Below are 7,683 nucleotides of genomic sequence, written 5' to 3'. Positions count from 1 at the left end.
GCTTAAACTCAGGAGTAAATATTCTTCCGCTCATAGAATCACCTCTCTGGTTAATAACGTTATAACCTCTGAGTGTGTCCTAATCTATTAAACCACTACATGGATGGTCATCCGCGAACGGTCCGTCCGGCACGACGTGGAAGTCGAAGGTACCGCTTTAGGGGGGCGAGGACGGCCCAGAGGGGGCAGCAGAGGCGGCAGAGCCCGCACTGAAAAGTCAGGCCACTTAACAATAAGCAGCCTGAGTTCTTAACGGACAAGCATTACACCATTTATGGCGACTTAACAGCTCCTGACTGACAAACACTCCTCTAGGTTGACTGCCCTCGAGTTCATCACCTCAAACCCGCATATTTCAATCAAAGTCTCCTTTCGTGATCCACTCGCGCTTTCGGGTTTCTGTTTTTTGCTAAAAGTGTTCATACGGTCATATGCTGAACTTTAGTTCAATAGGGAGGGCATCATGAGTAAGCTGGAAATTGGCGTAAACACGGCGATGTTTGACGGTTTAGATATGGATGTGGCTTTCAGCACCATTAAAAAAGCAGGCTTTCATTATGTGGAACTGGCCTATAACCAAGGCTATGTCGGTGAGATGCCGCCTGAATTATTCGGCGAAGAAAACGCCAGACAGGTCGCTGCGTTACTGGAAAAGCATCAGTTAGGCACGCGATCCTTCGGTGCCACCATGAACATGGGCTCGACAGATGCTGTTGCTCAGTTTACACGCCGCATACGCTTTGCGAATTTGATTGGCGCTAAGTGGATTAATATTTGCGTTGGACGTAAAGAAGACCGCCAGCAGATTATTGCAAATCTAAAAGAATTGGCGCCTGTCGCTGCTGACCATGGATGTGTCATCTGTCTGGAAAACGGGGGTGACCCGAATTATGACGTGTTTCAATTAGCAGATGATGGCTTTTCCTTACTGAATGAAATTAATCATCCCGCGGTGGCATTCAATGTGGATGCCGGCAACATTGTTTCGCTCTGCCCAGAAGTTGACGCGATTGAACAAGGCATCGCGATGTTGCCGGGTGCACAGCACTGCCATCTTAAGGATTTGAATGTCGTCGACGGTGAAGTTCATTTCACCCCGCTGGGATATGGTCAGCTCAATTATGTACCGATGCTCAGAGCACTGGAAAAATTAAATATTCCTTGCAGTCTGGAAATTCCATTACGTATGCATCGACAAAGAGACAGTTATCCGCTGCGCGGTGAATTACCCGTGGATGCGGATGTCAGTCTCCATGTCTTAATACAGTCCCGAAAAAAACTAGAGGAATGGCTGGGGTATAATCCAGTCAGTCAATAACAAACGTTGTGATAATAACCGCTGATGGATTCGTCAGCGGGTTTTACCTGTGCATTTTCGATCCAAAAGTAAAGCGTACTTTAAGCTTCTTTGAATAATCCGTTGTTTAACGATTTCAAAACTGAAGGTTAATTATGTCTGACTCTACATTGAATGCCTCACCAAAATCCGGCAAGCCGACCCAATTTCGCTGGGCGATATTTGCCACAATGTTCTTTCTGTTAGCCGTTAATTTAATGGACCGAATCACGTTATCAATTGGCATGCCTTACATTAAAGATGAATTCCATCTTTCACCGACGATGCAAGGCCTCATTCTCAGCAGTTTTTTCTGGTCATATGCGTTATTACAAATTCCAGGCGGCTGGTTACTGGACCGCTATGGGCCGAGAAAAATCATTACTGGCGCGCTGTTTGGCTGGGGGTTCTTCCAGGCCATTATTGGTTTGGCGAGTGGCGGGCTTAGCTTGATCCTGGCACGTATAGGCTTAGGTGCCATGGAAGCGCCGGTATCGCCAAGCGGGGCAAAGTTAAGTTCCACCTGGCTGACGCAATCAGAACGTGGTCGTGGGGCTGTGATTATGGATTCAGGCAGTCCGCTGGGGGTGGCCATTGGCGGGATTATTGTCGCACATTTGATCGTTGTGCTCGATTCCTGGCGCGTGACCTTTGTGGTGGTGGGCCTGTTCACCATGCTGTTAGGATTTTTTGCCTGGCGGATACTACGTGACCGTCCAACGGAACATCCTAAAGTGAGTCAGCAAGAGGTCGATTACATCGCGGCGGGCAATGTTGATGGATCGGCGACGAATACCGACATTACACCCACCAAAGGGCTTGGCATCAGCTGGTTTACCATGATCGCCATCATGGTTGGGCGCGCTTCATGGGGCATGGTGTACTGGGGATTATTGACATGGGGACCGAGTTACTTGGCTCAGGCACAAGGATTACAACTCGCTTCAATTGGTAATTCGACTTTCTTAATCTTTATTATGGGTACCGCCGGTTGTTTATTTAGCGGCTTCTTTGCTGATTACCTGGTGAAAAAAGGGATGAGTCACAACGTTGCACTAAAAAGCTTATTGTCAGTGTCGGGATTGGTGGGCCTTGGTGTGTTGTATGCGTTAGCGACGATTAAAAATCCAAATCTGGCAGTAGGCCTGTTATCCATCGCCGCCTTCTTTATGATGTTCGGTAGTCTGTATTGGAGTTTTCCAGCTATTTTGGCACCGAAAGACCGTGTGGGCATGGTGGGGGGCTTTATGAATATGGCTAACAGTTGTGCCGGCATCCTTGTGCCGATTCTGGTCGGAATCATTTTGCAAGTGACAGGAAGTTATGAAAGTGTTTTAGTCTATTTCGCCATTTGTGCCGGTTGTTATACGCTGGGAACACTCTGTATTAATTTCAATAAACTGCCGACTAAAGATGGTCAGCTATCATTCCAAAAGTAGTTGTTCATTTTAAGGAGAGTGTATGCCATTAATACTGCGCATTAACAAAGTACCACAAACGTTGGTTGATGAGTTGTCACTCCATAATAAAGTGATTGAACTTGTGGATTTGCATCTGCCAGATGAGCAAGCAATCGATATTATTTTAGCTACGCCACACGTGCAGCAATGGAAAAATTAATGCTGGATAATATCTCAGCTTATCAATCAGGTAGACCACTGCTAACCCCGATATATTAATGAACAAGGGGGAGTTCATTCCCCCTTGTTCATTAAGCGATTCCCGCACGCTGCAAAAAAGCCCGGCATTGTTGCTCATTGTCCCACAGATCATCCTGCGCGGTCGTTCGCATCTCTACTGCGATAGAAATCGGGCCGAGTTCTGAAGGCAGTGGCAGGTTGCGAGCGGTGTGGATGATCTGTGCAGCAGTGTCATGCGTGAGGAAACCGGGCTCGCCAAATTTCATGTGGTAATCACCAAATCCAGCCGCCTGCGGGTCGAGAATGGCATTCGCCAGATGAAGTTGTGAAATAAAGGGTGCAGCGAGTGTCAGCGATTCAGTGAGGTCTTCCTGATTGAGCGCAACATGCGCACTATCCCATGCGAGATAGAGTTTTGGGCAATCTGGGCGCAACTGTTTCATCCATGCCACGGTCTCATCTGTTGGGCCAATTAACTGACATTTATGCGCAAAACGATCGAGAGGTTCGATCTGGAGTAGCATCCCGTCATATTGGCTGACAGTTTCACCGATTTGCACGATGGCTTCACTAAAGCCTTTCATCGCTTCAGGCCGTTGCGCATCGCCGGGATCGCTGCCGCTGACCAGTGACAGTTTCGTTGTACCGCACTCCGCAGCCATGTGGACTAATTCACAGGCACGACGAATTGATTTTGTGCGAAGCTCACTGTCCAGGCTGCTCAGGTTTAAATCTTGTTTCAGTAACTCAAACGTGAGCCACTGGGTGACATGCAAATGATGCTCTTGAGCCAGAGAAGAGATCTTTTTGGCGATAGTGGGGTGGTGAATAATGCCTGTTTCAAATCCTTGATAGTAATCACTAACGGCTATTTTACTGATGACCTGCAGCATGGCTTCCTCATCATGTGTGATGGGAAAGAAGAGTTCTGCAAGATGTGCGGAAGGATAAAGAGTTGTCGCCATAATCCAGACATCGCCTCCTGTTTGAAAAGATCACTAAGCGGGTGTTTAATCAGCTTAGAGGTCAATGAACAGATGAACAACTTATGTTCTTATGAGCATTGCCACATTATGACAGGGATCGCAATTTTTAAGGATTTAAACGGAATAGCAAAAATCCCGCTCAGGTTTCCCTGAGCGGGCTTCTCTAAATATGGCTCCTCTGACTGGACTCGAACCAGTGACATACGGATTAACAGTCCGCCGTTCTACCGACTGAACTACAGAGGAATCGTGTGAACGAGGCGCATATTAATGGCCCCCCCTTTATGTGTCAACAGCTAAAAACACATTTGTATTCAACTGGCTAGCAAAAGTACAAAGCGATCGCGATTTAAGCAGATTCCACGGATAAACGGGCTATCGGGTCCTGACGATAAAATTGATGTAAGTGCTGATACATGGCAGGGAATCGTTGTGCCAATAGATCGGGTGCACTAAAGAAGTACTCTGACAGCACGGCAAAGCATTCGGCAGCATCACTGGCGGCGTAGGGATCGATAGTCGCCGCTTGCTCGCCTACCAGTTCCACCTCCGCTTCAATCTCTTCCATTGCTGCGAGCAAATCCTTTTCCCATTGCGCGACGTCTCGCAACGCAATGGCCGGGATACCGCTGGTGTAGCCGCTACCGCGCGCATCTAACTTATGTGCCACTTCGTGGATCACCAGGTTGTAGCCTGACAGGTCGAAAGAGTCTTGAATATCCAACGCATTCAACACCACTGGACCTTGTGTCCAGCTCTGACCGGCATGCACAGCAGCAGCATGATGCACCAGTCCAGTGTCATCTTCCCAATGGTCGTCAACGTTAAAAGGCTCGGGATAGATGAGGATTTCGTGAAAGCCATCGAGCCATTCAAGCCCGAGCTTCAACACTGGCAAACAAAACAGCAACGCGAGGCGTGCCAGTTGCAGTTCAGTGAGTTGTAAACCCAGCAACAGGGAGATTTTCTTCTGTTGCAGGAAGCGCTGCGCCAGGGCAGTGAGAGTGGATTGTTCTTCTGCGGTCAGCAAAGAGAAAATAGGCTGCGCCAGCGCCTGCTGCCAGGGTAGCGCCGTCACTGTTGCATCAACCTGCGCATTCCATGGCCATTTAAACATCGTGCGACTCACTCTGCAGGGCGGAAAGGTTTATCCTGGCGCGGCAAGACAAAAATTACCAGCGCGGAATCAAAGCCGGATATTCAATCAGTTGCTACAGAAATTGTCTGTGATTGGCGTGGCAAAGCCGGGAGAAAATAAAAAGGTGCGCACCATTGCGCACCTTACAAAAAACCGCATTCATTCTTGTAGGATCACCCTTCATGGCGACCGTCAGGCGCTCAACTGACAAGCATTACGCTCTATGCAGCGACCTTGTCATGATGAAGTGATTAGTCTTTCTCCAGACGCTGGAATTCGATTACCCACACCCAAGGGTTCACTTCCCAACTGGTGGCACCGTACTGCTTTTGCCACGCTTTGCGGTAGGCCTCTTTGGGGGATTCCGCATTCATATTCATAGTGAAGAAGTTATTCAGGAAGTGCGTATCGGTCTGCACGCCCTCGGCCATGATGTCATCTTCACTGATGTCCTGAATTTTCTCGGCACGCACAGACGTGATCGCCAGGCTAATTCGACTGGCCCAGCGTGGCATATGGATCGCGGTCTGCCAACCAAACTGTTCAGCGTCCTGAAGATCTTCATCCAACTGACCGAGTTCGTTGCTGTCCGCTCGATACTGGCAAAAAGCAGGTGTGCGGAAGGGCAGGGGATCGCGTTCGTATTCTGGCAGTTGCTCCTCTGGCACGATCGGGCCGCGCCACGTTTCACGCACCCACAAACGATCGCCTACCTGCCCATACGGACAGTGAGAGCTGATATCCGACATCGACATCAGCTTATAGCCGTGAAGATGGTTAGCGCTGACGTCGAATGCATGTACGCCTTCGTGATGATCCTGACCCGGGCCAAAAGCCTGAGTTTTCATGATGCGCCGGGTTTGCGTTTGCTGGCCAACAAGCAGGGCGCGGACCCGCTGTTCGGAAAAAAGAATCGGCCGTTCTTTCATTACGTACCTCATGTAGTGTCACTAACCCGGAGAACTTCGACGAAACATCCGCATCCGCAGATGTGAGAATCAGCATAATGGGTTTGAATCGATTTGCTTAATAATTTGTCGCCTTAGTATCAGGCTTTTCCTGCATATTCCGGTTTTAAAAATGGCTCATAAGCAAAATGCGTGCTAATAGCAGCACGTCAGGCCATGCTGAGCGGGAAATATCCCTTATACAGTACGTTATAACGGCCACGATGGGAATCTTTTCGGATTTAGTCGTGGGTGATTATCGCCTTTACTCAGAGTTAATCAGCACGTTTAACTGGAATATCTCAGCAATGTGAAAATTGTTGATGGTCAAAATAGATTACTCATGTTTAACAGAGTTGATTAACTAAAACGACGCTAAGGAAATGCTTAAAACGTGATCTGTGCTGGGAAACGCGCATTAACAGCGCTATAACAAGATCGGAGTCTCATTTTTTACGCTTTGAACATCCAGGAAGGATGTAAAAAAAGTGTCACGACCAGACCGCTATGATGTTACCAGGAGCAGCACCCTGATTGAGCGGTGCTTTTATAACAGCAATAAGGAGAAGCACGATGTCACTCACCCGCTGGCAACAACGCTACGAGAACTGGCTGCAGCAAAACTGGCTGCATGACGACAAAGCCCATGATATCGCGCACCTGCGTCGTGTTTGGATGAGCGCCAACCGCATCATGCAACACAGCGCAGCCGACCCCATGGTGGTGCTGACCGCCTGCTACTTCCACGATGTGGTCAACCTGCCCAAAAACCATCCCGAGCGCCATTTGGCCTCAACCTATGCCGCGGAAGAGACGCGGCGCATTCTGCAGCAGGACTTTCCTGATTTCCCACAGGAACTGCACGACGGTGTTGCCCATGCGGTCCAGGCGCACAGCTTTAGTGCGCGCATCACGCCACAAACACTGGAAGCAAAGATCGTTCAGGATGCCGATCGCCTTGAGTCTTTAGGGGCTATCGGCCTTGCGCGTGTTTTCTACACGGCAGGGGCACTGGGACGACCGCTGTTCGACAGCGAAGATCCCTTAGGCAAAGAGCGCGAGTTGGATGATGTGAAATGGACGCTGGACCATTTCCAGAAAAAACTTTTACGTCTGCCCGAAACCATGCAAACCGAAGCGGGGCGCCTGCTGGCGGAACATAATGCCGATTTTCTCGTGCAGTATATGGGCAAACTCTGTGCGGAATTACAGGGCAATCTGACCACCATTGATGAGTCGGTGTTAAGGGATTTCAGCCCCATACACTCTTAATATTAAATTTTTATGACAGTCTGTTAACTTTCATCTTCTTCCGCTACGTTGTTGTAAATCAAAAGGGAGTATGAAGATGACCGAGACCGTTAACTTAACCATTAAAATTGACCCGGCACTGAAAGAGCACATCAAACAGTTAGCCGCCGATAACCAAATCTCCATGAGTCAGGAGATCGTTAACCGCTTACAGGCCAGTTTACATGCTGTTGAGCAACCGGCCGTTGATAGTCTGCATACCGAAGAAGCGGTAGCTGAACAGCTTTCCGCGTCTGAACTGAAGCAGGTGCGTGCGCTGCTGAAGAAAGGCAAAAAGAAGAAATAAACGATAAAACCCGTCATTGACGGGTTTTTTTATCTCTAC

Annotated in this window: 8 protein-coding genes and 1 tRNA gene; 5 read left to right on the top strand and 4 right to left on the bottom strand. The window is 48.7% G+C overall.

All coding sequences use genetic code 11. The features are described from left to right. The first annotated feature begins 463 nt into the window (after positions 1 to 463). The 3 genes from ACPUC8_RS23795 to ACPUC8_RS23785 all read left to right on the top strand — a co-directional run bounded on the left by ACPUC8_RS23795 (position 464) and on the right by ACPUC8_RS23785 (position 2,956). Positions 464 to 1,318 (top strand): sugar phosphate isomerase/epimerase family protein, encoded by an 855-nt coding sequence (locus ACPUC8_RS23795; RefSeq protein ID WP_494927531.1) that lies wholly within the window; start codon positions 464 to 466, stop codon positions 1,316 to 1,318. A 134-nt stretch (positions 1,319 to 1,452) separates the two neighbouring features. Continuing rightward, positions 1,453 to 2,775: an MFS transporter gene (locus tag ACPUC8_RS23790; RefSeq protein ID WP_058972733.1), complete on the top strand. Its 1,323-nt coding sequence runs from the start codon at positions 1,453 to 1,455 to the stop codon at positions 2,773 to 2,775. A gap of 22 nt (positions 2,776 to 2,797) precedes the next feature. Continuing rightward, a complete protein-coding gene (locus tag ACPUC8_RS23785; RefSeq protein ID WP_494927530.1) occupies positions 2,798 to 2,956 on the top strand; it encodes a hypothetical protein in 159 nt (52 codons plus the stop codon). A 91-nt stretch (positions 2,957 to 3,047) separates the two neighbouring features. Here ACPUC8_RS23785 and ACPUC8_RS23780 read toward each other — a convergent pair whose 3' ends face one another. The 4 genes from ACPUC8_RS23780 to ACPUC8_RS23765 form a co-directional block, all read right to left on the bottom strand. Further along, positions 3,048 to 3,941, bottom strand: coding sequence for a sugar phosphate isomerase/epimerase family protein (locus ACPUC8_RS23780; RefSeq protein ID WP_494927529.1), 894 nt, complete (start codon positions 3,939 to 3,941; stop codon positions 3,048 to 3,050). 191 nt (positions 3,942 to 4,132) lie between these two features. After that, positions 4,133 to 4,208: transfer RNA gene (locus ACPUC8_RS23775), tRNA-Asn, on the bottom strand. A 103-nt stretch (positions 4,209 to 4,311) separates the two neighbouring features. After that, the gene (gene mtfA, locus ACPUC8_RS23770) at positions 4,312 to 5,079 is read right to left on the bottom strand and encodes a DgsA anti-repressor MtfA (protein ID WP_494927528.1); all 768 of its coding nucleotides are present in this window, start codon (positions 5,077 to 5,079) and stop codon (positions 4,312 to 4,314) included. A 272-nt stretch (positions 5,080 to 5,351) separates the two neighbouring features. Further along, positions 5,352 to 6,029, bottom strand: coding sequence for an ASCH domain-containing protein (locus tag ACPUC8_RS23765; protein ID WP_039336839.1), 678 nt, complete (start codon positions 6,027 to 6,029; stop codon positions 5,352 to 5,354). Between the two features lie 591 nt (positions 6,030 to 6,620). Between ACPUC8_RS23765 and ACPUC8_RS23760 the strand changes: the two genes are divergently transcribed. Beyond that, positions 6,621 to 7,319, top strand: a complete 699-nt coding sequence (locus tag ACPUC8_RS23760) for a phosphohydrolase (RefSeq protein ID WP_494927527.1) — start codon at positions 6,621 to 6,623, stop codon at positions 7,317 to 7,319. A gap of 76 nt (positions 7,320 to 7,395) precedes the next feature. Continuing rightward, on the top strand, positions 7,396 to 7,644 hold the full coding sequence (locus tag ACPUC8_RS23755; RefSeq protein WP_039336835.1) for a hypothetical protein: 249 nt from the start codon (positions 7,396 to 7,398) through the stop codon (positions 7,642 to 7,644). Positions 7,645 to 7,683: the final 39 nt, after the last annotated feature.

It is taken from the genome of Pantoea sp. CFCC18177 (genome assembly GCF_059412425.1).
This window is presented reverse-complemented; position numbering and strand designations above follow the sequence as displayed.

Excerpts from the sequence above, each read along its gene's own strand:
- ACPUC8_RS23795 (WP_494927531.1), top strand. The coding sequence starts at position 464 with ATGAGTAAGCTGGAAATTGGCGTAAACACGGCGATGTTTGACGGTTTA.
- ACPUC8_RS23790 (WP_058972733.1), top strand. The coding sequence starts at position 1,453 with ATGTCTGACTCTACATTGAATGCCTCACCAAAATCCGGCAAGCCGACC.
- ACPUC8_RS23785 (WP_494927530.1), top strand. The coding sequence starts at position 2,798 with ATGCCATTAATACTGCGCATTAACAAAGTACCACAAACGTTGGTTGAT.
- ACPUC8_RS23780 (WP_494927529.1), bottom strand. The coding sequence starts at position 3,941 with ATGGCGACAACTCTTTATCCTTCCGCACATCTTGCAGAACTCTTCTTT.
- mtfA (WP_494927528.1), bottom strand. The coding sequence starts at position 5,079 with ATGTTTAAATGGCCATGGAATGCGCAGGTTGATGCAACAGTGACGGCG.
- ACPUC8_RS23765 (WP_039336839.1), bottom strand. The coding sequence starts at position 6,029 with ATGAAAGAACGGCCGATTCTTTTTTCCGAACAGCGGGTCCGCGCCCTG.
- ACPUC8_RS23760 (WP_494927527.1), top strand. The coding sequence starts at position 6,621 with ATGTCACTCACCCGCTGGCAACAACGCTACGAGAACTGGCTGCAGCAA.
- ACPUC8_RS23755 (WP_039336835.1), top strand. The coding sequence starts at position 7,396 with ATGACCGAGACCGTTAACTTAACCATTAAAATTGACCCGGCACTGAAA.